The sequence below is a fragment of the Arthrobacter sp. MDB1-55 genome, from assembly GCF_059092925.1.
This window is the reverse complement of record NZ_JBNHID010000001.1, coordinates 857,945-881,744: the sequence shown is the minus strand read 5'-3', so window position 1 is coordinate 881,744 and position 23,800 is coordinate 857,945. Positions and strand designations below refer to the sequence as shown.

Annotated in this window: 19 protein-coding genes and 2 tRNA genes; 7 read left to right on the top strand and 14 right to left on the bottom strand. The window is 63.3% G+C overall.

Annotation, left to right across the window (positions count from 1 at the left end; all coding sequences use genetic code 11):
• Positions 1–2 precede the first annotated feature (2 nt).
• The 3 genes from murA to leuC all read right to left on the bottom strand — a co-directional run bounded on the left by murA (position 3) and on the right by leuC (position 3,645).
• Positions 3–1,346 carry a UDP-N-acetylglucosamine 1-carboxyvinyltransferase gene (gene murA, locus AC5RU3_RS04215; protein ID WP_309071811.1) on the bottom strand — a complete coding sequence of 448 codons (1,344 nt, stop codon included), beginning with the start codon at positions 1,344–1,346 and terminating at the stop codon, positions 3–5.
• A gap of 208 nt (positions 1,347–1,554) precedes the next feature.
• The gene (leuD, locus tag AC5RU3_RS04210; RefSeq protein WP_458115203.1) at positions 1,555–2,154 is read right to left on the bottom strand and encodes a 3-isopropylmalate dehydratase small subunit; all 600 of its coding nucleotides are present in this window, start codon (positions 2,152–2,154) and stop codon (positions 1,555–1,557) included.
• Between the two features lie 30 nt (positions 2,155–2,184).
• Positions 2,185–3,645: a 3-isopropylmalate dehydratase large subunit gene (gene leuC / locus AC5RU3_RS04205; RefSeq protein ID WP_309071809.1), complete on the bottom strand. Its 1,461-nt coding sequence runs from the start codon at positions 3,643–3,645 to the stop codon at positions 2,185–2,187.
• Positions 3,646–3,760: 115 nt separating this feature from the next.
• Here leuC and AC5RU3_RS04200 point away from each other — a divergent pair, with 115 nt between their 5' ends.
• Positions 3,761–4,480, top strand: a complete 720-nt coding sequence (locus AC5RU3_RS04200) for an IclR family transcriptional regulator (protein WP_309071808.1) — start codon at positions 3,761–3,763, stop codon at positions 4,478–4,480.
• Positions 4,481–4,517: 37 nt separating this feature from the next.
• A complete protein-coding gene (locus tag AC5RU3_RS04195) occupies positions 4,518–5,048 on the top strand; it encodes a DUF1697 domain-containing protein (RefSeq protein ID WP_309071807.1) in 531 nt (176 codons plus the stop codon).
• A gap of 55 nt (positions 5,049–5,103) precedes the next feature.
• On the opposite strand, the gene AC5RU3_RS04190 is transcribed toward AC5RU3_RS04195, so the two are convergent.
• The 8 genes from AC5RU3_RS04190 to AC5RU3_RS04155 all read right to left on the bottom strand — a co-directional run bounded on the left by AC5RU3_RS04190 (position 5,104) and on the right by AC5RU3_RS04155 (position 12,287).
• Entirely contained in the window at positions 5,104–6,765 is a 1,662-nt protein-coding gene (locus AC5RU3_RS04190; protein WP_493964917.1) for a GTPase, read from the bottom strand.
• Entirely contained in the window at positions 6,762–8,567 is a 1,806-nt protein-coding gene (locus AC5RU3_RS04185; protein WP_493964916.1) for a dynamin family protein, read from the bottom strand. The genes AC5RU3_RS04190 and AC5RU3_RS04185 overlap by 4 nt, the downstream gene beginning before the upstream one ends.
• Before the next feature lie 105 nt (positions 8,568–8,672).
• A tRNA-Glu gene (locus AC5RU3_RS04180) sits at positions 8,673–8,745 on the bottom strand.
• 130 nt (positions 8,746–8,875) lie between these two features.
• Positions 8,876–8,947, bottom strand: a tRNA-Gln gene (locus tag AC5RU3_RS04175).
• A 66-nt stretch (positions 8,948–9,013) separates the two neighbouring features.
• On the bottom strand, positions 9,014–9,742 hold the full coding sequence (locus AC5RU3_RS04170; RefSeq protein WP_309072649.1) for an HAD family hydrolase: 729 nt from the start codon (positions 9,740–9,742) through the stop codon (positions 9,014–9,016).
• Positions 9,732–11,231 (bottom strand): glutamate--tRNA ligase, encoded by a 1,500-nt coding sequence (gene gltX / locus AC5RU3_RS04165; protein WP_309072648.1) that lies wholly within the window; start codon positions 11,229–11,231, stop codon positions 9,732–9,734. Before gltX ends, AC5RU3_RS04170 begins: the two co-directional genes overlap by 11 nt.
• 47 nt (positions 11,232–11,278) lie before the next feature.
• Complete coding sequence (locus AC5RU3_RS04160; protein WP_493964915.1) at positions 11,279–12,052, bottom strand: fumarylacetoacetate hydrolase family protein; 774 nt, start codon at positions 12,050–12,052, stop codon at positions 11,279–11,281.
• A gap of 94 nt (positions 12,053–12,146) precedes the next feature.
• A complete protein-coding gene (locus AC5RU3_RS04155) occupies positions 12,147–12,287 on the bottom strand; it encodes a hypothetical protein (RefSeq protein WP_309072646.1) in 141 nt (46 codons plus the stop codon).
• Between the two features lie 249 nt (positions 12,288–12,536).
• Here AC5RU3_RS04155 and AC5RU3_RS04150 point away from each other — a divergent pair, with 249 nt between their 5' ends.
• Both AC5RU3_RS04150 and AC5RU3_RS04145 read left to right on the top strand, forming a co-directional pair.
• Positions 12,537–13,565: a hypothetical protein gene (locus AC5RU3_RS04150; RefSeq protein ID WP_309123846.1), complete on the top strand. Its 1,029-nt coding sequence runs from the start codon at positions 12,537–12,539 to the stop codon at positions 13,563–13,565.
• 503 nt (positions 13,566–14,068) lie between these two features.
• The gene (locus AC5RU3_RS04145; RefSeq protein WP_493964914.1) at positions 14,069–15,112 is read left to right on the top strand and encodes a hypothetical protein; all 1,044 of its coding nucleotides are present in this window, start codon (positions 14,069–14,071) and stop codon (positions 15,110–15,112) included.
• 18 nt (positions 15,113–15,130) lie between these two features.
• Here the strand turns inward: AC5RU3_RS04145 and AC5RU3_RS04140 are convergent, their stop codons facing one another.
• Positions 15,131–16,690, bottom strand: a complete 1,560-nt coding sequence (locus AC5RU3_RS04140) for a chitinase (protein WP_309071498.1) — start codon at positions 16,688–16,690, stop codon at positions 15,131–15,133.
• Positions 16,691–16,926: 236 nt separating this feature from the next.
• On the opposite strand from AC5RU3_RS04140, the gene AC5RU3_RS04135 reads away from it, so the two are divergent.
• Genes AC5RU3_RS04135 through AC5RU3_RS04125 form a run of 3 tightly spaced genes read left to right on the top strand, consistent with a single transcriptional unit; the run spans position 16,927 to position 21,233 of the window.
• Positions 16,927–19,251: a glycosyltransferase family 2 protein gene (locus AC5RU3_RS04135; RefSeq protein WP_493964913.1), complete on the top strand. Its 2,325-nt coding sequence runs from the start codon at positions 16,927–16,929 to the stop codon at positions 19,249–19,251.
• Between the two features lie 52 nt (positions 19,252–19,303).
• Positions 19,304–19,687 (top strand): DUF7793 family protein, encoded by a 384-nt coding sequence (locus tag AC5RU3_RS04130; RefSeq protein ID WP_309071500.1) that lies wholly within the window; start codon positions 19,304–19,306, stop codon positions 19,685–19,687.
• The gene (locus AC5RU3_RS04125) at positions 19,677–21,233 is read left to right on the top strand and encodes a putative bifunctional diguanylate cyclase/phosphodiesterase (RefSeq protein ID WP_309071501.1); all 1,557 of its coding nucleotides are present in this window, start codon (positions 19,677–19,679) and stop codon (positions 21,231–21,233) included. The genes AC5RU3_RS04130 and AC5RU3_RS04125 overlap by 11 nt, the downstream gene beginning before the upstream one ends.
• A 70-nt stretch (positions 21,234–21,303) precedes the next feature.
• On the opposite strand, the gene AC5RU3_RS04120 is transcribed toward AC5RU3_RS04125, so the two are convergent.
• Positions 21,304–22,410 (bottom strand): branched-chain amino acid aminotransferase, encoded by a 1,107-nt coding sequence (locus AC5RU3_RS04120; RefSeq protein WP_309071502.1) that lies wholly within the window; start codon positions 22,408–22,410, stop codon positions 21,304–21,306.
• A gap of 162 nt (positions 22,411–22,572) precedes the next feature.
• Complete coding sequence (locus AC5RU3_RS04115; protein ID WP_309071503.1) at positions 22,573–23,628, bottom strand: 3-isopropylmalate dehydrogenase; 1,056 nt, start codon at positions 23,626–23,628, stop codon at positions 22,573–22,575.
• Between the last annotated feature and the right edge of the window lie 172 nt (positions 23,629–23,800).

Here is a 23,800-nt window from a genome sequence, read left to right as displayed (position 1 = left end):
GGTTAGCGGCCGATTCCTGAATCCGAGGATTCGGCGACGTCGAAGTCCGCTCCAAGCGCCTCAAGCTTGTCCTGGAAGCGCTCGTAACCGCGGTTGATCAACTCGATGCCGGTCACGCGGGATGTGCCCACCGCCGCAAGTGCCGCAATGAGATGACTGAAGCCGCCGCGCAGATCGGGAACGTCGATGTCGGTGCCGTGCAGCTGAACCGGCCCGGAGATGACCGCCGAGTGCAGGAAGTTGCGCTGACCGAAACGGCAGGGAACGCTGCCGAGACATTCGCGGTGCACCTGGATATTCGCGCCCATGCGCACCAGCGCATCAGTGAAACCGAACCGGTTCTCATACACGGTCTCGTGTACGATCGACACGCCCTCGGCCTGGGTGAGCGCAACCACCAGGGGCTGCTGCCAGTCGGTCATGAAGCCGGGGTGGACGTCGGTCTCCAGCACCAACGGTGAGAGCTTGCCGCCCGGATGGTAGAAACGGATGCCGTCGTCGTTCACGTCAAACGCTCCGCCGATCTTGCGGTACGTGTTCAGGAACGCTGTGAGGTCAAGCTGGCGGGCACCCTCGACATAGATGTCACCGCGGGTGACCAACGCCGCCGACGCCCACGATGCCGTTTCGTTGCGGTCGGAGATTGCCTTGTGGTTGAAGCCGCCAAGTTCCTTGACGCCCTCAATGCGGATAGTGCGATCCGTCTGGACGGTGATGATGGCGCCCATTTTCTGGAGGACGGCAATGAGGTCCATGATTTCCGGTTCGACGGCGGCACCGCTCAGTTCGGTGATGCCCTCGGCACGGGTGGCGGTCAGCAGCACCTGCTCTGTGGCGCCGACGCTCGGGTACGGAAGCTCAAGTTTGGCGCCGTGGAGACCCTTTGGAGCAGAGATGGAAATGCCGCCGGGCCGCTTGTCGACAACAGCGCCGAAGTTGCGGAGAACCTGCAGGTGGTAATCGATGGGACGATCGCCGATCTTGCAGCCGCCCAGGTCGGGAATGAAGGCCTCGCCGATGCTGTGCATCAGGGGACCGCAGAACAGGATGGGGATCCGTGAGTCTCCCGCATGGGCGTCGATGTCCTTCGACGCCGCCATCTTGGCGTTCGCGGGGTCCATGGTGAGGTCGCCCGTCACCGGATCCTTGCTCACCTCGACGCCGTGCAGCTTTAGCAGGCTCGTGACGACGTCGACGTCCTTGATTTCCGGGACGTTCCGCAGCACAGACGGCGCACTTCCCAGCAGGGCCGCGACCATGGCTTTCGGCACCAAATTCTTGGCACCGCGGACGGTCACCTTTCCTGCAAGAGGGACACCACCACGGATGGTCAGAACGCTACCCATGAACACCTATTTCCTTCAACGTGTAAGCCCCAACAGCAGATAAGACCCCTGCTAAGCATAGGAGCTACTGTTACCAGACTGAAATACCGTTAGCTTCGGGGCGAGGCTGTGTCGGGATCGGACCGGTCCCGTCGTGAAGTGCAAACAGTCGGGTGCAGCACTAAATTCCGGCAGGAAACGTGATTCTTGTTGCACCTGCCCGGAGGCTCTAGGTCCGGGCGGGCAACGTGGTTGGTTTGTAGCTTGGCCGCTGCGCCTCATACGCCGTGATTGTCTCCTCATGGCGAAGGGTCAGGCCGATGTCGTCGAGTCCTTCAAGAAGACGCCAGCGCGTGTAGTCGTCGATCTGGAACGGCGCGATGATGGACCCGCAGGTGACCAGCCGGGACTCAAGGTCGACGGTGACCTCCGTGCCGGGGTGGTTCTCGAGTTCTTTCCAGATCAGCTCGATGTCATCCTGGGCTACCTGGGCTGCCACCAGCCCCTGCTTACCGGAATTGCCGCGGAAGATGTCGGCGAAGCGGGAGGAGATGACTGCCCGGAACCCGAAGTCCTTCAAGGCCCACACGGCATGTTCCCGGGACGAGCCGGTGCCGAAGTCCGGCCCGGCCACCAGCACCGAACCGCGGTTGAACGGTTCCCTGTTCAGGATGAAGTTCTCGTCCTTGCGCCATGCGGCGAAGAGCGCGTCTTCGAAGCCGGTACGGGTGATGCGCTTCAGGTAGACGGCGGGGATGATCTGGTCAGTGTCCACGTTGCTCTGGCGCAACGGAACGCCGATGCCTGTGTGCGTGGTGATCTTTTCCATGGTGCTCCTTCGAAGATTGCCTTGCTCAGGCTAGGCCGCGTGGCTGGTGGACGTCTCGCGTACGGCGGGCGGTACGGGGTCCAGGTCTGACGGTGAGCTCAGCGTTCCGCGTACCGCAGTCGCGGCGGCCACGACGGGTGAAACCAGGTGGGTACGCCCGCCCTTGCCCTGCCGGCCTTCGAAGTTCCGGTTCGACGTCGAAGCGCACCGTTCGCCCGGGGCGAGCTGATCCGGGTTCATACCCAGGCACATCGAGCAGCCGGCGAAACGCCATTCGGCGCCGAAGTCCTTGAACACCTTGTCCAGTCCTTCGGCTTCGGCTTCCAGGCGGACACGGGCGGAGCCGGGCACGACCATCATGCGGATGTTCGGGTCCTTCTGGCGCCCTCGGATGATATCCGCGGCCAGCCGCAGGTCCTCGACCCGACTGTTGGTGCACGACCCCAGGAACACAGTGTCTACACGGATGTCCTTCATGGGTGTACCGGCGTCCAGTGCCATGTACTCGAGGGCGCGCTGACAGGCCGCCTTCTCGTTCTCGTCGGCGAAGTCCTCCGGCGAAGGAACAGCCTGGCTCAGCGAGACGCCCTGGCCGGGGTTGGTCCCCCAGGTAACGAAGGGTTCGAGTTCGTCCGCGTCCAGGAAGACCTCAGCGTCAAAGGTCGCGTCGTCGTCGGTACGCAGGGTGCGCCAGTTCTCGACGGCGGCATCCCAGTCCTCGCCCTGCGGTGCGTGCGCGCGCCCCTTGAGGTACTCGAAGGTGGTTTCATCAGGGGCGACCATTCCGGCCCGTGCGCCGGCTTCGATCGACATGTTGCAGATGGTCATGCGCGCGTCCATGGACAGTGCACGGATGGCGGAACCGCGGTACTCAAGGACGTAACCCTGACCGCCGCCGGTGCCGATCTTGGCGATGACGGCAAGGATGATGTCCTTCGATGTCACGCCGGGCTTGAGCGTTCCTTCGACGTTGATTGCCATGGTCTTGAAGGGCGTCAGGGAGAGCGTCTGGGTAGCCATGACGTGTTCGACCTCGGAGGTTCCGATGCCCATGGCCAGCGCTCCAAAAGCACCGTGTGTGGAGGTATGCGAGTCTCCACACACTACGGTGAGGCCGGGCTGTGTAAGGCCCAACTGCGGACCGATGATGTGCACGATCCCCTGCTGTGCGTCACCCAGCGAGTGCAGCCTTACGCCGAACTCCTTGCAGTTTGCCCTCAGCGTCTCGATTTGCGTACGGCTGGTTGGGTCTGCAATGGGACGATCGATGTCGATCGTCGGAGTGTTGTGATCCTCGGTGGCGATCGTCAGGTCGGGCCGGCGGAGCTTCCTGCCTGCAAGACGGAGGCCCTCGAATGCCTGCGGTGAGGTGACCTCATGCACGAGGTGCAGGTCAATGTAGAGCAGGTCGGGTTCAGCCTGTCCGTTGACGACCTCGCCCTTGCGCACGATGTGCGATTCCCAGACTTTTTCTGCGAGCGTCTTGCCCATGGCCGGTTCCTCCGCGTGCCTTCGATCAGATCTTCCAACAACTGAAGCAGGAGCGCGATGCCCGGCGCCAGTCCAGCGACTTGCGTCTCAGATATTGAGACGGCAATATCAGGTTATGGACAATTCTAGTGGCGTCGGCGTCATTGATAAAGCGGCTCTTGTGCTCGATGCCCTGGAAGCCGGGCCCACTACTCTCGCGCAGCTCGTGACCTCGACCGGTCTCGCCCGCCCGACAGTGCACCGCCTCGCCCTCGCGCTTGTTCACCACCGTCTGGTCAGCAGGGACATTCAGGGACGCTTCGTTCTGGGCAGCCGCCTCGTGGAGTTGGCATCAGCCGCCGGCGAGGATCGCCTCATTGCTTCAGCCGGTCCCGTCCTGCTGCAGCTCCGCGACGCCACCGGGGAAAGCGCTCAGCTCTTCCGGCGCCAGGGGGACGCCCGTGTCTGCGTGGCGTCCGCAGAGCGCCCTATCGGCCTTCGCGACACCATTCCGGTCGGCACCCAGCTGTCCATGAGGGCAGGATCGGCAGCACAGTGCCTCCTCGCCTGGGAGGACCACGACCGGTTGCTCAAGGGACTCCAGAACGCCCGCTTCACGCCCACGGTGCTTGCCGGAGTACGACGGCGGGGCTGGGCGCAGAGTCTTGGCGAGCGTGAGGCGGGGGTAGCCTCCGTGTCGGCCCCGGTCCGTGGTCCGTCCGGCCGTGTCATTGCCGCAGTCTCGATCTCCGGACCGATCGAGCGGCTTACGCGCCAGCCCGGGCGGATCCATGCCGAGGTCGTGGTGAGCGCGGCAGCCCAGCTCACCAGCGCTATCGGCAAGTCCGCGGAATAGCGGATCTTTTGCGCAGGCACGGCGTTACGCTGTGGCCATGACCAGGTACGCAGTGTTCCTTCGCGGTGTGAACGTCGGCGGTATCACCATCAAGTCCGCCGACCTCCGGGAGACTCTGGAGACACTTCCGGTCTCGGACGTGAAGACCCTCCTGGCCTCCGGCAATGTGGTCTGCAGCAGCGACCTCTCGCAGCTCGATCTAAAGTCACAGAGCGAGCATGCCCTGCGGCAACGTTTCGGATATGTTGCGTGGGTGGTTGTGCTGCCGGCGGAGACCGTCGAAAGCATCGTCGCGGAGTGTCCCTTCCCCGCCGATGATCCCGGTCTTCACACCTACCTCACGCTGTTCTCCGACCCGGAGGTCCTGGCCGAATTCGTTGACTTCGCCCGATCGATCGACGAACCGGTGCACTCGCTGGGAACCATCGCAGTCGCGTGGCAGGCACCGAAGGGCGGCACGCTCGAAAGTCCGCTGAACGCTTTCAGTAACAAGGCCCGCTTCAAGAGCGCAACGACCACACGGAACCTTCGCACGATGCAAAAGGTGCTTGGTGCCCTCCGCGCCTGATCGTCGAGCACCTAGTCGTCCAGCACCTGATCATCAAGCATTCTGGAGCGCACGATCACCGACGGGCAGCCGCCCTACCCACGGCCTGCACGAAGCTGTTGTAGCGCTCGATTTCGGCGGCAGCGGGGCCGACCGCAACCGCTTCCGCCGTCTCCGTGATGGAGGCGACCAGCCGTCGTCGTACTCGCTTGCCGCGTCTGCGTGCCCCCAACCGGGCCAGGGCGGCACACAGAATACCGACGGCGATTCCCGCCACCACTCCCCCGACCGCCAGCAGCGTGGGGACCGGAATTCCCTCCACCCGTGGTGATTCAGGAACCGGGAACTGAAGGAATCCGAGTCCGGCCAGGACCGCCAACCATCCGATGCCGACCACCATGGCCGCAAGGAACAACCACTGCAAAACCCCTGCGACCGGCCACCACCACGCCCGTGAGCCGGAGGAGAAGTCCGTGCGCGCAACCGCCTCGTCGAGACGCTCGAGCAGTTCAGGTTCAGGGCTCCTGGCGGCATCGCGGATGGCCGTCCGCCAAGGCTCGACTGCCCCGGCTGAGAGTTCCTCCCCGAACGTCCGCAGTGCCCGGTCAACGGACGCCCGCTGCGCAGGGCCCGGCTCCGGCAGGGAGGTGCGTCCGACGAACTCCTGTACGTCGCCGCGCCTGAGATTCAGGCGCCGTAGAGGATCCGCGCGCAGGTTCCCGAGCCACCGAGTCACCGGCCATCCCGTGACTGCGTGGGCATCCCGGCGGTAGGAGCGCACGACGGCGTCAATGACCGCGTCGGCGCCTGTCGCGTCGGCGAGTCGGTCAGCAAGAGCGGTACGTGCCGCTTTCGACGGCGGTGGAAGCTCAGGACCCGTGAACTCCCTCAACGAGTCAACCGCTACATCCACGTCGGCCGACAGCCGCCCGGTGGCCGCTTCCTTCCGCCGCACGATCGCACGGACTTCCTCCGCCAGCGACCTCAGGCCCGTACCGTTCACCGCAGAGACAGCATGTACAACAGCAGATCCATGTCCTTCCCCGGCAAGGATCTGCTTCAGCGACCGGGTCACCTGGGCGAGATCGTCCTCAGAGAGCCGGTCCGACTGGTTGAGCGCTACCAGGATGACGGCCTCATGCGTTGCCAGAGGCTCGAGGAACTCACGATGCAGCGAAGCATCAGCGTACTTCTGCGGATCAGTGACCCACAGCAGCACGTCCACCTGCCCCGCAAGGCGTTCCACGATGACACGGTGACCCAGCGCCGTTGAATCGAAATCGGGCAGGTCCAGCAGAATCAGCCCGCCCTCATCGCCGTCATCCCTCTTGGCTCGCCGGCTGCCATTACCGGGAACCGGCAGTAATGGCGCACCGTCAGGCATCACATGGCGGTTCGAAACCTGCAGCCAGTCGAGCAGGTCTGAGCTTCCGTCTTCGTCCCAGATCACAGCGAGCGGTTCAGCAGTGGTTGGGCGACGGGCGGCTACACGCGCAAGGTCGGTGCCCGTCAGTGCGTTGAGGAGCGACGACTTCCCGCTACCCGTAGGACCGAAGATACCGACGACCGTGTGCGCCGACGAGAGCGACCGACGCGAGCTAGCCCGGTCCAGCACCCCGTAGACCGCACCCAGTTGGTGTTCATCGACGCGTCCCTCAGCGAGTTCGCGGGCAGTGTTGAGCGATTCAAGGCGGATCTGTAGTCGGGAGGACGATGCCTCGCCGCGGTGACGGCTCACTGCCCGCCCTCCGGCGTCGGGCCATCATTTCGCAGGTCCTCGGCCACGGACCGCCGCTCGGTGAGGCTGGCGGCCAGCTCGCGGAGGTCCTCTGACGCCGGTTCGCCCTCGAGGATCGCAAGCTTGTCAGTGAAACGCTCACGTTCCGCGTCGAGCAATTTCTCGCACCTCTCCTGCAGCTGCAGTCGCGCTGTCCGGGTCAACCGGCGGACTGCCTCCTCACCGAAAACCGCTTCAAGCAATTTTTGCCCGATCACAGCTGAACCGCCCGCGATGAGCACCTCACCACCGGTGAGACCGGCTGTCGAAGCAAACACCACGATCATGAGAGCCACGGCTACCCCATTGACTCCGAACGAGAGCATTCTGGCAGCAAAGCGTTTGTCCGCGCCCTCCGAACGGACCAGGTCCAGCAGGTCCTTTTGCCAGGCCCGGATTTCTCGCACAACAAGCTCGTTGAAATCGGGTGGCATGGCGGGGTTCCCGGACTCCAGCAGCGTCCGCCCGGCAGATTCCGCCCGCCACTGCCGCTCGGTGCGATCGGCTGCTTTAGCGGCTTCCTCCACGATCACGGTCTGAAGCCCGCTTTCGATTGCGGTCTCGACGGTGACAGCTCGTGGAGGCTTGCCCGTGAGGAAACCGCCGATGCGGTCGCGGATCCGCCCGACAGTTGATTCGAGACCGCGCATGAACTCACCAGTGCCAACGAAGTCCTGCCAGCGGGCCAGCACCTCACCGCGTAGCAGCGTGCCGTCCTTGGTGGATTCAAGTACGGCATCAAGCGCGGTCCGGTAGGACTCGCGCGCAACTTCCTCGAGCCGTCCTGCCGTTTCGGCCTGGCGGTCCTGTGCGTCTGCCACCTTCTCCACCCGATGACCCAGCGCGCGCAGGGCGCCCTCCAGCGTACGGCGGGCAATCTCCCGGCGGCCCTCAGCATCGACCGAGATAGCGCGAAGCCAGCGCCGCAACGGTTCGACGCTCTCCGGCGGCAACATGCCTAGAGGATTGAGCTTCTCCTCGGGAATCACGAAGATCGGTGCATGGCCCAACTCTTCGGCCGCGAGCAGCGTGTGCAGGTCAGCCCGGACCTCCTCCTCCACACCGTGCGGTACCCGGTCGAGAACGACGGCGAGCAGAATGTCGCGCTGGGCCGCTTCCCTGAGCAGATGCCAGGGCACAGCGTCGGCATAGCGGTTGGCAGTGGTGACGAACAGCCACAGGTCAGCGGCCGCGAGCAGTTGGGATGCCAGGCGACGGTTCTCATCAGCAATCGAGTCGATATCCGGAGCGTCCAGCAGCGCAAGGCCCAGGGGAATGGTGGGGTCCGGCTGCAGCAGTAGCTGAGCTGCAGAGCCGGAGTCCTGCACCGAGGCAATCTGGGAAGCGGGCACCGCTCCCCCGTCCGGGTCAACGACGACGGCGCGCTGCCGGCTCAGTGAAGGCAGCACACGGTCGCCGGCGAACCAGTGTCCCTCCGCGGGGTGATGCAGCAGGATCGGTTGGCGGGTGGTGGGGCGGATGGCGCCCGACCGGGTAACAGGGTGGCCCACCAGTGCGTTCACGAGGGTTGACTTGCCTGCGCCCGTGGACCCGCCGACAACTGCCAGAAGCGGCGCATCGAGGCTCTTGATGCGCGGAAGAATGTAGTCGTCGAGCTGTGCTGCCGCGGCTCGGGCTTCCAGTCGGGCATCGGGTGCCCCAGCAGACTCCAGCGGAAAGCTGAGGCGGTTAAGGATTTCACGCACCCGGCCGAGCAATTCGGCAAGCCCCGCAACGTCAGCATCCGGCAGCGAGGCAGTCATGGTCCCATCATGCCAGTTCTGCTGGTCGTCGTCGGGATTTGAGGGCGCAGCTGCCGTTTAAACGAAAATTCCGCCCCAACCATGATGGTTGAGGCGGAACTCTTGTGACCCCAGCGGGATTCGAACCCGCGTTACCGCCGTGAGAGGGCGGCGTACTAGGCCGCTATACGATGGGGCCAGTACTGTTTTGTCTGCCGGTTTCCCGCCAAACGAGCTAGATGATTGTTTCACATCTGCTGCTGCGGTCCAAATCGAGCGGTTCGCAATTCCTGCGTGGCGATCTGCTCAAAATGTGCCGCTATACAGCGCTGGGGTACCAGGACTCGAACCTAGAATGTTGGTACCAGAAACCAATGTGTTGCCAATTACACCATACCCCAATGGCACTTTCCGGCGGTTTTTCCTGCTTCGCAGGAGGTCAACCCCGTCCGCGCCGAGATACGACTTTACCGGATGTCCGGCACGATTCGCAAAACGTCCCGGAGGGAGGTGATTCGACGGCCGATGAAGCCGGATTCCTGCACCCCGCTACGGTCCAGCCATACGCCGACCAGGCCGGCACTCTCGGCGCCCTGAGCATCGAGCACGGGGTTATCTCCGACGTACAGGGTCCGCTCCGGATCCGTGCCCAGCCGGCGTGCGCCTTCCAGGTAAATGGCCGGGTCGGGTTTGGCTACCCCGACCGTGTCAATCCCGACGAGCGCCGCGACGCGCTGCAGGCCTGCCTTATCCAGCTTTGCCCTCTGGTAGTCGTGCACGTTATTGCTGACCGCCCCGTAGGGAATTCCGCGGCGGTCCAGTTCATCAAGGACGGGAAGCACGTCGTCATACGGTTCGAAGTGGAGCGGCAGGATGGCCTCATACGCGTGATTCCAACGCGCCGCTGCTTCGCCCTCCAGCGGTTCAGCAAGGAAGGATGCCTGTGCGTGCCGAGCTCTGCGGATTCGTTGTTCCGTGAAACTCAGCTTCCCGGCCAGGAACTGGTCGTAATATCCATGTGGGTCCCGTGTATAGAGCTGCTTGTACTCGGCCCACTCCGCCTCGCTGAGGTGCGCGAGGGTATCAGCCCCAATGTGGTGCAGGGTCCGGCCCATTGCAGTTTCGAGATCAACGAGGGTGTCATCGATGTCGAAGAGTACGCCCTGAACTATCGGCGCGGCAGTATTATTTTCCACGCAATGCCCTCACGCGCGCCAATGAAGACTCCTTACCCAGAATGACCATCGACTCAAACAAGGGCGGCGAGATTTTGCGCCCCGAAACGGCCGTCCGCACCGGCCCGAAGGCGACGCGCGGCTTCAGTCCGAGTTCTTCCACGAGGGCGCCACGCAACGCCGCCTGGATGGAGTCGGCAGTCCACTCCTCCAGCGGCTCAAGCGCACGCAGGGCCGCGTCCAGAACCTCCTCATAATTCGCCGGCAAACCCTTGCGGGCGTCTTCCGCAACCTCGATCTCTTCATCGGCGCGGAACAGGAAACCGAGCATCTCGGGCGCTTCTCCGAGTAGCGTGATGCGTTCCTGAATCAGGGGTGCGGCCTCCGTGAGGACGGTCAGCTCATGTGAGCTGATGGTGGCACCGAGAAGACCCGCAGACTGTAGATAGGGAACCAGCCGCATCCGGAAGTCCTCCGGGTCCAGCAGGCGGACGTGCGATCCGTTGATTGCCTCGGCCTTCTTCACATCGAAGCGCGCAGGATTCGCCAACACATCATGCACGTCAAACTTCTCAACCAGCTGGTCGACGGTGAAGATGTCCTCGTCAGCGCTCAGGGACCAGCCCAGCAATGAGAGATAGTTGAGCAGCCCCTCGCGGATGAAGCCGCGTTCCCTGTGAAGGAAGAGGTTGGATTCCGGGTCCCGTTTGGACAACTTCTTGTTGCCCTGTCCCATGACATAGGGGAGGTGGCCGAAAAGCGGCATGTAGCGGGCCACGCCAATGTCGATGAGGGCGCGATAGAGCGCAACCTGACGCGGCGTCGAGGAGAGCAGGTCTTCCCCGCGCAGCACATGGGTGATGCCCATGAGCGCGTCATCAACCGGATTGACGAGCGTGTAGAGCGGAGCTCCGTTCGCCCGCACGACCGCAAAGTCCGGGACGCTTCCCGCGGCGAAGGTGATGTCGCCGCGCACGAGGTCAGTGAAAGTAATGTCCTCGTCCGGCATGCGAAGACGAAGAACCGCAGGCCGGCCCTCCGCTTCGTAGGCGGCTTTCTGCTCCTCGGTGAGGTTCCGGTCGAAATTGTCATACCCCAGCTTGACGTCGCGTCCGGCAGCCTTGTGCCGCTCCTCCACCTCTTCCGGTGTGGAGTAGGACCTGTACAGGTGTCCTGCCGCCACCAGCCGGGCGATGACGTCCTGGTAGAGGTCGCCTCGCTGCGACTGACGATACGGAGCATGCGGTCCTCCGACCTCAACACCCTCATCCCAATCGATGCCCAGCCAGGTCAACGCCTCGAGAAGCTGCTCGTAGCTCTCCTCACTGTCGCGGGCGGCATCGGTATCCTCGATCCGGAAGATCATCTTTCCGCCGGTGTGCCGGGCGTATGCCCAGTTGAACAGTGCGGTACGTATGAGACCGACGTGCGGCACTCCGGTCGGCGAGGGGCAAAAGCGGACCCGGACTGGAGTTTCTGGCGTGACAGTGGGGAGATCGGCAGTAGTCATGATGGACCCCAGTCTACTGTCCGGCTGATCGCGTCCCGGGCCGCGACCTACCTGCGGACGGGGTTGGACAACCGCCCGATGCCCTCAATTTCGACCTCGTACCTCTGCCCCTCGCTGATGAGCCCCACCCCGGCGGGAGTTCCGGTGAGGATAAGGTCGCCGGGCAGAAGCGTGAAAGCCTGGGAAACGTAGGACACCAGTTCCTTGACTCCCCAGATCATCTGATTGGTAGAGCCGTCCTGCCTGAGCTCACCGTCGAGCCAACCGCGCACGGCCAGGTCCTCGGTGTCCAGCTCCGTCTCAATCCACGGTCCGATCGGGCAGGAGGTGTCGAACCCCTTGGCACGTGCCCACTGATTGTCGGTCTTCTGGATATCGCGGGCGGTGAGGTCATTAGCGCACGTGTAGCCGAAGACCACGTCATCCACGCGTTCCACCGGCACATCCTTACAGATCCGGCCGATGATGACCGCGAGCTCCGATTCATAGGAGATTTCATCGGAGAAGGAGGGAAGCACGATCGGATCGCCGGGACCGACGACAGAGGTGTTCGGCTTGAGGAACATCAGCGGGGCGGGCGGAACCTCATTGCCCAACTCAGCAGCATGGTCCGCGTAGTTGCGGCCGATTCCCACTACCTTGCTGCGAGGAATCACAGGTGCGAGCAGCCGAACATCCTCGAGTTTGTGGCGCGCTCCCGTGGGCTGGATTCCCCCGTAGAAGGGGTCACCGCTGATGACGGCAATCTCTTCCGCCCCCTCGGGTCCTTCGACGAGGCCGAACGCTGGATCATCGTTGAGCACAAACCGGGCGATACGCATGGACCCTAGGCTAGTACAGACTCGGCCTTTCAACGCGAAGGACCGTCGGAGCACCTAGGTGGCTCGAACGGTCCTTTGGACACTTCAGAAACTGTCAGTGGGGCCAGTCATCGATCATGATCCCGTAGGAGACAACCGTCCTGGGCGTGGACGCGCTATCCCCCGCTACAGCCGCAGTACCCCCTCCCAGCGCAAGGGCCGCCGTGAGCAAGAGAACTGCGGGAAGTCGTTTCATGACAGATTCCTTCGCTTAGGAGTGCAGAGTCACTGACACCAGATTGACTCAGTATACGAACGATGTGTGATATACAACACCCCCGAGGCGAGGAAAGGACCCGCGATGTGCGACCCCCTTCACGTTCTGCCGTGTTCCTGCGGGTATCTGTCTCAATGCATTCTTTCCGCATAAACTCAGGGACAGTCGCATCGGGTTCTCGGGAGCATTCTGCGTCTGTCCGGCGCAACCTCAACGCAAGGGGGAAGGGTGGCAGCACAACAGTCGGGCGATCTCGTTATGTATGAGCTGCGAGCGCGTGAAGCGTGGAGCCAGCGCGATTATCGTGCAGCAAGGCTGCTTGCGGCCTCTGCAGTCGCACTCGCAGCGCGGGCAGAGGATCACCGCGCCTGGTGGAACATGACCTTTCTGCAGGCTGAGTGCCTACGCGAGGAAGGTCATCTCGATGAATCACTCCAATCAGCTGAGGTGCTCGGCACCAGCAGCCTGTCCCTCGAGTCAGATGCGTTGAAAGCGAGGGTCCACACCCTCGCGGCGGTGTGCCAGCAGGGCCTGGGGCACCTGGATCAAGCGGTGGACAGCGCCACGATTGCGGTGAAAAGCGCCGCCACCGTCGCGGACGCCCCCGAGCTGCAGATCGAGGCTCATCACGCCCTCATCGCCGCCCTCGCCGAGAGTGACAGGCTGGACGAAGCATGGAGTACGTGTCTCGACCTCTCCACGCACATCACTCCGGGCATCCATACCCAGACGGCGGGCAAGGCCTACTGGGTGATCGGGAACGTTGCGTTCATGCGCCATCAGGTGGAGGACGGCACCCGATTCCACCGCCTCGCTGCTGAACATCTCACGCCGAACAATGACCTTGAGCTCTGGGCCAGGTTCAATCGGGCCTCAGCCTCGCGGCGTCTCGCCGCCGGTGTCGTTGATGCGGAGACACTTGAGTGCATTGAACGAGCCGAGGTAGCCAGCTCCATTGTGGGCGGGACGGAGCGGGATCAACTGCAGCTTTCCCTCACACGCGCGCATTGGCTCTTCCTCACCGGGCAGCTGAACGCAGCGGTAGAACGGTTACGGCCGATCTGCGCGGAAGGCACGGCGCTCTCCCGCCAGACGGAAGGAGAAGCCAACCTGCTGCTGGCCCAGGCACTTTCAGCCCAGGGCCAGGAGCTTGAAGCGCTAGCGCATCTTGAAACCGCGGAACAATGCTTCAACGACGCCGGCGCACCGGACCGTGCGGCTCACGTCCGAAGCATTGTGGCCGCACTGAAACGCTGACGCCTCATTGAAAAGCTGACCGCACCGAAATGCGGAAGAGGCCGTGGAGACCAGACGAAACTCTGGGCCTCCACGACCTCTGCTGCGGTTCAGGTGCGTACCTGAACCGGGTCACACTAGACGCTCCGGTACGTGCTATCCGGCCAGTTGCCGCTCTTCGCGGTCGTTGTTGTGCTATCGGGCCAGTTGCCACTTTTGGCAGCCTGAGCAGCCGTGCCGCCCCCAACCAAAAGCAACGCAGTCAGCAACAGTGTTGCGGAGACCTTTTTCATAGTTATTCCTTGTCACTTGATGGACGCAGAAGGACTGATTGCCCCCTGCGTTGCACAGCCCCTTCAGTATATGGAGCCACCCCCTTGCTACCAGTGCCTTTTGTCTCATCTTTTCCGCAGTTTTGTGACGGATCCCTAAAAAGAAATACAAGGCGTACCCGTAAGAATGGCGGACCGTTCTGACACAATGATCCGCGGGGAGCCATCCGAGCACAATGTTGGAATGAGGCCATGGACAATACACAGGAACCGGGGCAGCACGTTTTCCTGGAATTGCGCGCCCGCGACGCATGGGCACAGCGCGATTATGCGGCCGCCCGGGAGATCGCCGGCGAGGCCCAGCGTGTCGCCGACGCAAACGGGGACGAGAACGCTTCGTGGAACATGGCGTTCCTGCAGGTGGAATGTCTCAAGAAGGAGGGTCTCTTCGAAGCTGCTGCTGCTACCGCCGAGGCTCTTCACCGTCATCCCCTCACCGAGCGTTACCCCGATCTCGCCGCGAGAGTTTCAACATTCCTCGCTGACACCCTCGTCGGCCGTGGGAATCTGGAGGCGGCCGTCATCGAGGCCCAGCGTGCGGTCAAGTCGTCTGAAGAAGCATCAGGATCGCCAGACCTTCGGATCCGCGCCCAGCATGCGCTGATTGCTGCTCTCGCTGAAAGCGACCAGGTAGACGACGCCTGGGACGAGTGCCTTCGCCTCGCCGAACTCATCACGCCGGAAGTCAACTCGCAGACTGCTGGCAAGGCCTATTGGGTCATCGGGAATGTGGCATACCTTCGAAGGGACTCGGCGGTCGGCACCGATTACCACCGGCGCGCAGCGAGCACCCTGTCCCCCTCCAACGACCTGGATCTCTGGGCTCGCTTCAACCGGGCGTCCGCCGCCCTGCGCCTGGCCGGCGGAGTCGTCGAGCCGGAAACGCTCGAGTGCATCGAACGGGCAGAGCTCGCCGCTTCAATCGTTGGTGGAAGCGAGCGGGACAAGCTCGAGCTGTCCCTGACCCGTGCACACTGGCTGTTCCTCACGGCGCAATATGATGCCGCCGTCGAACGGCTTCGCCCGATCTGTGAAGCATCCGCCCTCCTTGCCAGCCAAACCGCTGCTGAGGCGTACACACTACTGGGACAGTCGCTCGCCCGGTCCGGCGACCCTCTCGAGGGGCTGTTTCAGTTGGAGAAGAGCCAGGAACTGTTCAGGCAGTCCGGAGCCCCGGACCGAGAAGCCCAAGTGGGCAAGCTGATCGAAGAAGTTCACCGACGGGCAGAGCTGTAGCCGCCGGTGCTGGGCCCGTCAGGAGTCCAGCTCTTCGAGCACTTCCTTCACTTCCTCGCTCGAGAACTTCCGCCACGGCGAGGAGTCGGCCGATTGCAGCGCCGCCTCGGGGCTGTCGCTTCGGTTCCACCACCTTGCCTCGAAGACGCTGCCCTCAAACAGGATGCGGTCGCCCTTCTCATATACCTTCTCTGCGACCCACTCCGGGTAGGTCCCCGCGGGGGCGGTGACAACAGGGAGCGGCTTCTCACCCGGCAACACAGGACCGATCAGCGTCCACGGAGTCTCAGCGGCCTGCAGCACCGGGTTGTCCGGTACGTCGCCGGAGGTCCAGTACTTCGCTGAGTACACCTTGCCCCGCCATACAACGCGCTCGTCGGTGAGGTAAGTGGCTTCCTCTGACCAGATTGGGTAGGGACTGGTAGCAGGATCATCGGCTATCGGTTCCGGCGTTGGTTCAGCTGTTGTGGGCGCCGTATTCAGCGTCGCAGCACGGCCTTCAAAGCCTGCACCGAGAACATCGGCGAAAAGGATGCCGTCCTGCTCAATTCCGCTGCAGCTGTCCGACACGATGCTCGCATCGCCGTAGTTGTCGCTGCAGGTGGCATCCCGGTTGAGCGACCACATGGACATGCGTCCGACGCCGGTCTCGAGGGCGAATGCGTTGAACCCGGCTGCGGCCTCAAGATCGAACACTTCGGCGGGTACATCATTCTGGCCGATCATCGGGGTCAGCCCGATTTTCTTCCACAGCGTTTGCGGCCCCAGGCTGGTGCCCGCCCTGTCGTACAGGATTCCGAGCTGTGCATGCGTTGCGCGGGCAGCGGCAATGGACGCATCCAACTGCGAGACACCCGCTTCCCTGCTTCCGCCATAGTCCATGGTCATCACGTTCACGCCGGCGAGATCGACCCCACCCTCGAGCATCGCAGTGACGGCATCGGTTCCCTGGACCGTCAGCCCGGACGGCGCGACAGGCAAGGTGAGCCACACGTTCAGCGCCTTGCCATCCGCGCGGCGCTCCTCCTGAAGTGCGGCGACGGCCTCCGCCCTACGGGCGGCAGCGTCCGAATCAGCAAGATCTTCACCTTCGATGTCGAGATCAATGGTTGTCAGGCTGTAGCGCTCCACGACGGAGCGGTACGCGGACGTGAGCTGCCGAACGTCTGTGCAGGTCCGCGCCAGTTCGTTGTTGATCAGGCCGCCAAAGGACACAGCGACCTCCCCGCCGTCCTGGATCAGGCGGGCTATGCGCCGGTCCAGGTCCAGCTCGGACTGTGCTTCATCGAGCGAGTAGGCAGCACCCCAGGACGGCCTGCAATCCTCGCGGGGGTCAGCGACGATGAAGGAAAGCACCACGCTCTTTCCCTGCTCTGACGCGGGCTGCTCAAAGGGGTAGAACGGCGTGGCCGTCGCGTCGACATAGCCGGCAAACCAGGACCCTCCGTTGGCTGCGGCACGTACGTCTTCGAGACGATTCCAACCCACAACTGTCGACGCTACCAGCGCACCGATAACTGCAACCAGGACAGAGAGCCGGACGGGCGAAAGCCTGCGGCCGGGAAAACGTTTGGACATGGGTCCCCCAGATAAGTGCCCGTTCGGACGGGAACGGTGAGCGTATCGTAACGGAGGGAGTGTCGGATCCCAAAATGGTGTACTGTTTCGTCGGTCACAACTCCCGCTCTTTCGAGGTTGAGCCGTCACCTCAGCCGGGGCCGGGAGCGACCAGCTGAACGTCAGGACCGTCACCTGCGTCAGCCACACTCACGGGGCTTTCCGCAGGGGGACGTCCATAAACTCATGGGGGGCGGATGGACCAGAAGGTTGCCGTGCACAGAGCTGCGGCCGGAGCACCAACATCGACAGGAGCCGGAGCGCGCCGCCGTCAATGGGGATCGGAGAAGCGGTCGGAGCCACTTTCGATCGTGCACCCGCAGCCCTCGCGCCGGAAGGTCGCGCTGGGACGCCTGGGAATCGTGGTGACCGTCCTCGGCTGGGTTGCCTACGTGGTGTCCACGATCCTTCGCGAACTGTCGGAGAACGCTGCCGCTGACTTCCGGTTCCAGCTTGAGGCAATTTTTTACCTCATTGTGGTGACCTTTCTGACGTTCTCGGCGCTCATGTACCTCCTGGCGCGGCAGGGTGCGCTGTATCGCTTCCGGGACCACCGCCGTGTTCCACGCGGAGAACTGGATCGGCATTTCGCCAGCTACGACGAGGGCATCACAGTCCTGGTGCCTTCCTATGCCGAGGAACCCGAGGTTGTTCGCGCCACCCTCTGGTCCGCCGCCCTGCAGGAGTTCCCGAACCTCCGCGTCACCTTGCTGCTGGACGATCCGCCGCACCCCACAGATCCGTTGGTGACAGCACGGCTTGAAGCGACACGCGCGCTTGCGGCAGACATCGAAAGCCAATTGCTCGAGCCTTCCATGCGGTTCACCACGGCGTTGTCCGAGTACCAGAAGCGTCTCGCCGCCGGCACCCCCGCAGCCGACGAACTTCCGCGCCTCATCGCGGAGTACGAAGCTGCCGCCGTGTGGCTGGAGACAATGGCGGGGAATGAAGCCGTCGAGGACCACGTCGACGAGTTCTTCGTCGACCTGGTTCTGATGGGCCTTGCCCGTGAACTCCGGCTGACGGTTCTTGCCCTCGAGGCTGCACGGGCTCAGCGTGCCGAACCGGATGCCGACCGCATGGTCGAGCTTTACCTCCGCCTTGCCCGCATTTTCACCGCGTCCATGAACACCTTCGAGCGAAAGCTTTACGCCTCGCTCTCCCATGAAGCGAACAAGGCGATGAACCTCAACGCCTACATCTCGCTGATGGGCGGCCGCTGGCACAAGGAAAAAGCCGCCAACGGCGTTGTGCTCCGTCCGTCGGTCGAGCGCCATGTTGATGACCTCGACATTCCGGATTCCACGTACATCCTCACGCTCGACGCCGACTCCCTCCTCCTGCGCGATTACTGCCTTCGCCTCGTACACCTGCTCGAATCTCCCGGCAACGAGCGGGTCGCCGTCACGCAGACGCCGTACTCATCCTTCCGCGGCGCACCTACCCGCATCGAACGCATCGCCGGTGCGACGACGGATATCCAGCACATCCTTCACCAGGGCATGACCTACTACGGTGCCACCTTCTGGGTCGGTGCCAACGCGGTCATCCGGAAGCGGGCTATCGAGGACATTGTCGAGGTGGAGAGTGTCGGCGGGTTTGACATCAAGACCTACATCCAGGACCGCACCGTCATTGAGGACACCGAGTCGAGCGTTGACCTCGGCACGCACGGGTGGACGCTCGTCAATTATCCGGAACGGCTCAGCTACAGCGCCACACCGCCGGACTTCGGCTCGCTCGTTGTCCAGCGGCGACGATGGGCAAATGGCGGCCTTCTCATCCTGCCCAAGCTGTGGAACCAGATGCGCGAGCGGAAGCACCGCCGCGAGCGAATCCTCAAACGCGAGATCATCCTCCGCGTGAACTACATGGCTTCCATCGCGTGGGCGAGCTTCGGACTGTTGTTCCTGCTCGGTTACCCGTACGACAGCCGGCTGCTCAGCCCGCTTGTTTTCATCACCGCCCTCCCCTACTTCCTGGCCATGGGCAGCGATCTGCGCGACTGCGGTCACCGCTTCACGGACATTTTCAGGATCTACGGGTTCAACATCGTGCTGCTGCCTGTGAACCTCGCCGGCGTCCTCAAGTCCGTGCAGCAGGCTTTCACGGGCGAGAAGATCCCCTTTGTGAGAACACCCAAAGTCAAGGACCGCACCGCTGCGCCCGCCCTCTACGTCGTGGTGCCCTTTCTGATCGTCGCTTACTCCCTGTTCACCTTCTGGCGCGATTTTGTCAGCGAGAACTGGGTGAACGCCGCGTTCGCCCTCCTCAATGCAACCCTTGCGTTCTACGCCATCCGGGCCTACATCGGTTTGAAGAACTCCGCCGTTGACACGGTCCTGGGCGTTCTCAACTGGTTGTACGTAGCACCCCGCACACCGCGGCAGGAACAGTCACCCGTCATCGACAAGGCGCCTGAAGAGGCTGACTGGGAAGCCATCCTCTACCACGGTGACCGACGGCTGAACCGCGACATGCGGCAGGGCAACGACCGCCGTCGTCGTATTTCTGTACGGTAGGTTCGAGTACCGGGCGCCGCGGCGTCCCCAGCAAGGAAAGCGACGCTAGGCAATGACTGCTCTCTGGCTGATGCCAACCGACGTACCGGAAGACCCGGTGTCGGGTTCCCTCATCCGCCTCGTGCTGCCTGCGGGCGAACACATCACGCGTGACATCGCCGAGGCCTTCGCTGACCAGGCACGAACGGCAGCCGCTGGGGTTCGTCGACCCGTTCTGCTGGTCATCACCGGTATTGCATCGCTGAGCCGTGAGGCACGGGGAGTTCTCAGCCGTTCCCGCTCAGCCTCCGCCATCGCAGTGCTCGGGGGAAGCGCGGTGGACAGGGTGCTCGCAAACTTCCTCCTGGGAGGGGAACCGCCGCCCTGCCCCATCCGCTACTTCGGAGACGAGGGAGCGGCCGTCCAGTGGCTCTCCGGGAGAACGCATGACCGCTGACGACGGTGATCCCCGCTTGGCCATGCTGGTCGATGGCATAGTGCGCCTGTCGCGGGGGGACCTCAGCAGCCGGATGAAGCCTTCCCCCGCCCGCGACGACGTTGACGCTGTGATCACCGGGGTCAATCTCCTCGCGGAGGAACTCGAGCTGGTGTACCGGCAGTTCGAGAAGCGCGTGGAGAACCGCACCGCCATGCTTCATCAGGCGCATCTGGACATGAAGCGGATGGCGATGTCCGACGCGCTCACCGGCTTGTCCAACCGGGTGGACCTGGTGGAGAAGGTCGAGAAGGCTCTCTCCGCGCAGCAAGAGGGCAGTCCTCCCCCTGCACTGCTACTGCTTGATCTCGATTCCTTCAAAAACATCAATGACCGATTCGGGCACGACGCGGGCGATGACGTCCTGCGCGAGGTCGCAGACCGCCTGCGCGGAGTGGTAAGAGCCACCGACACCGTGGCGAGACTGGGCGGTGACGAGTTTGCCATCCTCGTCACCGAAGCCACCATGGAGATTGCCCTCGGGGTTGCCAACCGAGCCCTCGAGTCCCTGTCCGCCAGCATCGACGTGGGCGAGTTCAGCGTGCACCCGCGGGCAAGCATCGGCCTTCGGCTGGCCACCCGGGACCACACCGCCGCATCCCTGCTGCACGAGGCCGACACCGCGATGTACGCGGCGAAGAACGAGGGCCGCAGCATCATCAAGACCTTCGAGCCGGTCATGCTTTACAACCGCCAACTGCGCACTCTGATGGCCTCCGAGCTGCGTGACGCCATCGGCACCGACCAGCTTTGCGTGCACTACCAGCCGGTGGTCAATCTGGCGGACGGATCGATCAACGGCGTTGAAGTCCTGGTCCGCTGGGAGCATCCCACCCGCGGGATGATCTCACCGGAATTGTTCATTCCGCTCGCCGAGGAGATCGGCGCTATCTCGGAACTCGACCGGTGGGTCATGGCTACTGCGCTGCAGCAATATGCCATCTGGCGCGCAGCGCTCCTGATCCCGGAGGGCTTCCAGATCCGTGTCAATATTTCCGCGATCGAGTTGCGCCAGCTGGACATGGTCGATTACGTCCGCGGACTCCTCAAACGCATGTCCGTACCGCCGCAGTCGCTGGTCATCGAGATCACCGAATCGGCGCTGGTCAGCGGCGGTGAAGTGGAAACGTACTCTCTGCTCAGTTTCAGGCAGCTCGGAGTCTGCATCGAGATTGACGACTTCGGCACGGGTTATTCGTCCATCAGCTACCTGCGCCAGCTTCCGGTCGACATGGTGAAGGTTGATCGATCCATCCTGCAGGAACCGGCGAAGGGGAGCTCATGGCAACCCGAGTTTGTCGCCGCTGTCTTCCAGCTCATCCGTGCCGCCGGTCTCGGGGCGGTTTTCGAAGGCATCGAAACGGCAGAACAGGCAGCATTCCTCCGGTCCCTCGGGGAGCTCAGCGGCCAGGGTTATTACTTCAGCAAGCCGCTCCCTGAGCCTGCGATCACAGCAGTACTGCGCTCCGGCACTGCACTCCCGCTCGCGCAGTCCTCGCTCAGTTGAGGGAAGCGGAAAGCCCGGTTCCCGCGGTGAGCTGGTCACCGAGGGAGCCGGGCTTTCGGGCAGGGAGGGCCTAGACGAGGCGTGTCATCCAACCGTGAGGGTCCTCGACCTTGCCTGTCTGGATGCCGAGCAACTGTTCCCGGAGGGACATGGTGACCTCGCCCGCAGATGGATCCGGCGCGCTGATGACCTCGTCTCCGTCCTTCAGCTCTCCGATGGGGGTAATGACGGCGGCGGTCCCACAGGCGAAGACTTCAGTGATGTCTCCGCCGGCCACGCCTTCGCGCCACTCGTCGAGCGTGATCACGCGCTCCTGGATATTCAGCCCGCGGTCCTTCGCAAGCTGGATGATGGACGCCCGGGTGACTCCCTCGAGGATGGTCCCGCTCAGCGCGGGGGTAACAAGAGTGCCGTCCTTGAAAACGAAGAAAACGTTCATGCCGCCGAGCTCCTCGACGGCGTTGTTGTTGAGCTGGTCCAGGAAGAGCACCTGCTTGCAGCCGTGCGCCTCCGCTTCCAGCTGGGCCGCAAGTGAGGCCGCATAGTTGCCGCCGCACTTCGCGGCGCCGGTGCCGCCGCGGCCCGCACGCGCGTAGTTTCTGGAGACCCAGATGGACACGGGAGCCAGTTCGCCGCCGAAGTAGTTCGCCGCCGGTGAGGCGATGACCCGGTAGGACACCTCTCGGGCGGGACGCACGCCCAGGAACGCTTCGGTTGCGATCATGAAGGGCCGAAGGTACAGACTCTCGCCATCGCGTGTGGGCACCCACTCCCTGTCAGCCGCGACGAGCTGGCGAAGAGACTCCAGAAAGACCTCCTCAGGCAGCTGGGGAAGGGCGATCCTTGCAGCCGATCGGTTGAGCCGCGCTGCGTTGGCCTCCGGACGGAAAGTCCAGATCGAGCCGTCTGCGTGGCGGTATGCCTTCATGCCCTCGAAGATTTCCTGGCCGTAGTGCAGCACGGCGGCAGCCGGATCCATGGCGATGGGACCGTACGCTTCGAGGCGCGCATTGCCCCAGCCGCCTTCACCGGAGGCGTCCACCGAATAGTCAACGACGACTGTGTGGTCCGTGAAGTGATTGCCGAACCCGGGGTTGGCGAGAATTGCCTCCCGGTCCGCCTGCGACTTCGGGCTGGCGGATGGGTACTGCGCGAATTCCAGCTGCGTAGCTGTCATGATTCCTCCACGGTTACCTGTCCCCCGAATGCAAGGCGGGCGGACACGAGGGTGCTGACCGGCGGTCCCTCATGGGACCACACTATCGGTGACTTCGAGTTGGTGAGTTCGAGTTAGGTGAGTTTGAGTTAGGTGAGTTTGAGTTAACAGTTCCTAACCAGCTTAGGACACTGCAGCGGCAATCGCATCGCCGATTTCCGCGGTGGTGCGTGGCGTGCCGGACCGCGTGGCGACGTCGTTCTCCACGGCCTGCTCGATCCGGGTTGCCTGCTCACTGAAGCCCAGGTGGTGAAGGAGCAGCGCCGCGGAAAGGATCGCCGCGGTGGGGTCTGCCTTCTGCTGTCCGGCAATGTCCGGGGCTGAGCCATGGACCGGCTCGAACATCGAGGGCGCGGTCCGGTCCATATTGATGTTGCCCGACGCTGCCAGCCCGATACCGCCGGTGACGGCGGCGGCGAGATCGGTGATGATGTCGCCGAAGAGGTTGTCCGTCACGATCACGTCGAAGCGTGCAGGGTCCGTGACCAGGAAGATCATGGCCGCATCCACGTGGAGGTAGTCATGGCTGACCTGCGGGAACTCAGCAGCAACGGCTTCGACGGTACGCTTCCACAAATGCCCTGCGTGCACCAGGACGTTGTGCTTGTGCACCAGGGTGACGTGCCTGCGGGGACGCTCGCTTGCCCTGCGGAAGGCGTCGCGAACAACCCGTTCGACGCCGTGGGCAGTGTTGACCGACACTTCGGTGGCGATCTCGTGCGCGGTTCCCGTGCGCAAGGCTCCACCATTGCCCACGTAGGGCCCCTCCGTGCCTTCGCGGACAACCACGAAGTCGATTTCACCCGGCTCAGCGAGCGGACTCGGAACGCCGGGGTACAGCCGGGAGGGACGCAGGTTCACGAAGTGGTCAAGGCTGAAGCGGAGCTTGAGCAGCATTTCCCGCTCGATGAGGCCCGACGGGATGCGGGTATCGCCGGGGGCAGCGCCCACAGCTCCGAAAAGGATCGCATCATGGCCACGCAGGCGGTCCAGAGTCTCCTGGGGCAGGGTTTCCCCTGTGGCCAACCAGTGTTCCGCACCAAGCTTGTACTCCGTGAGGGTCAGTTCGGTGGCTGCTGAGGCCGTCGCCGAACGAAGCACTTTGACTGCCTCGGCGATGACCTCCGGTCCGATGCCGTCTCCTGGGATCACTGCCACGTCGATGCTGGTTGAAGTCATGCAATCAGCCTAGGCAACCTTCCCGTATCACGGACAATTCGGGTTCGTATATTGAGACGGCTCTCTTCGGCTGCAAAACCTGCGCCAACTTTGCGCTCTCACAGGACCTCTCTCTGCGCTTATCCGGCAGGTTCGTCCGGATAATCGATGCTGGCGCCGACGCTGCGCCACC

What these genes read in the sequence shown, in the direction of transcription:
- AC5RU3_RS04125 (WP_309071501.1), top strand. Translation starts at nt 19,677, where the DNA reads ATGACCGCTGACGACGGTGATCCCCGCTTGGCCATGCTGGTCGATGGC.
- AC5RU3_RS04155 (WP_309072646.1), bottom strand. Translation starts at nt 12,287, where the DNA reads ATGAAACGACTTCCCGCAGTTCTCTTGCTCACGGCGGCCCTTGCGCTG.
- gltX (WP_309072648.1), bottom strand. Translation starts at nt 11,231, where the DNA reads ATGACTACTGCCGATCTCCCCACTGTCACGCCAGAAACTCCAGTCCGG.
- AC5RU3_RS04120 (WP_309071502.1), bottom strand. Translation starts at nt 22,410, where the DNA reads ATGACAGCTACGCAGCTGGAATTCGCGCAGTACCCATCCGCCAGCCCG.
- AC5RU3_RS04130 (WP_309071500.1), top strand. Translation starts at nt 19,304, where the DNA reads ATGACTGCTCTCTGGCTGATGCCAACCGACGTACCGGAAGACCCGGTG.
- AC5RU3_RS04145 (WP_493964914.1), top strand. Translation starts at nt 14,069, where the DNA reads ATGGACAATACACAGGAACCGGGGCAGCACGTTTTCCTGGAATTGCGC.
- AC5RU3_RS04200 (WP_309071808.1), top strand. Translation starts at nt 3,761, where the DNA reads ATGGACAATTCTAGTGGCGTCGGCGTCATTGATAAAGCGGCTCTTGTG.
- AC5RU3_RS04140 (WP_309071498.1), bottom strand. Translation starts at nt 16,690, where the DNA reads ATGTCCAAACGTTTTCCCGGCCGCAGGCTTTCGCCCGTCCGGCTCTCT.
- AC5RU3_RS04195 (WP_309071807.1), top strand. Translation starts at nt 4,518, where the DNA reads ATGACCAGGTACGCAGTGTTCCTTCGCGGTGTGAACGTCGGCGGTATC.
- AC5RU3_RS04115 (WP_309071503.1), bottom strand. Translation starts at nt 23,628, where the DNA reads ATGACTTCAACCAGCATCGACGTGGCAGTGATCCCAGGAGACGGCATC.
- murA (WP_309071811.1), bottom strand. Translation starts at nt 1,346, where the DNA reads ATGGGTAGCGTTCTGACCATCCGTGGTGGTGTCCCTCTTGCAGGAAAG.
- leuD (WP_458115203.1), bottom strand. Translation starts at nt 2,154, where the DNA reads ATGGAAAAGATCACCACGCACACAGGCATCGGCGTTCCGTTGCGCCAG.
- AC5RU3_RS04135 (WP_493964913.1), top strand. Translation starts at nt 16,927, where the DNA reads ATGGACCAGAAGGTTGCCGTGCACAGAGCTGCGGCCGGAGCACCAACA.
- AC5RU3_RS04160 (WP_493964915.1), bottom strand. Translation starts at nt 12,052, where the DNA reads ATGCGTATCGCCCGGTTTGTGCTCAACGATGATCCAGCGTTCGGCCTC.
- leuC (WP_309071809.1), bottom strand. Translation starts at nt 3,645, where the DNA reads ATGGGCAAGACGCTCGCAGAAAAAGTCTGGGAATCGCACATCGTGCGC.
- AC5RU3_RS04185 (WP_493964916.1), bottom strand. Translation starts at nt 8,567, where the DNA reads ATGACTGCCTCGCTGCCGGATGCTGACGTTGCGGGGCTTGCCGAATTG.